We start from the raw sequence: 529 nt of genomic DNA on the forward strand, positions 1-529 counted from the left end.
TCTACACCGAAGTGGGCAGCCGTTTTTCCCATGATGACGGCGATCAAACGCAATATACCTTGGGCCTTCAGTGGATGTTTTGATAACCGCGCATTAACCTTTACCTTCACCTGCGATAACAAAGGTTGTCGCAGGTTTTTTTTTGCTAAACATATCCGTTTTCCGCATTTAACTTTGCTTATCGTAGCGCGCATAATTCAAAAAAATATTTCAATTAAGCTTTTATTCTCTTTTAAGAATAAGCATCGGCACCCTATTGGCTAAAGGACAGGATGATGACAACTAACACCGTGAGTAATATTGCCACATCAGAAATTACTCATGAAATTGCGCAAGATGGCGCATTTATCAGACAACAGAATCGTTTTACCACCCCTTTCGGTGATAAGCCGGGTGAACTTCCAGTAGAAAAGGATCGTTATCGTCTGCTGTGGACGCCTATTTGCCCCTGGGCGCACCGTGCGGTGATTGTGAGAAAACTGTTGGGATTAGAGGATGTTATCAGTCTGGGAACGGCACACCCGGTGAG

The 529-nt window shown here is 44.2% G+C and carries 1 protein-coding gene and 1 pseudogene; both read left to right on the forward strand.

Going from position 1 to position 529, the window contains the following annotated elements:
- The coding region (locus J5224_RS34945) for a hypothetical protein (protein WP_264629380.1) at window positions 1-264 on the forward strand (264 nt) is incomplete at its 5' end.
- Window positions 265-272: 8 nt separating this feature from the next.
- A pseudogene (locus J5224_RS34950) lies at window positions 273-529 on the forward strand (hypothetical protein); the annotation flags it as partial.

The organism is Candidatus Symbiopectobacterium sp. NZEC135 (assembly GCF_025962695.1).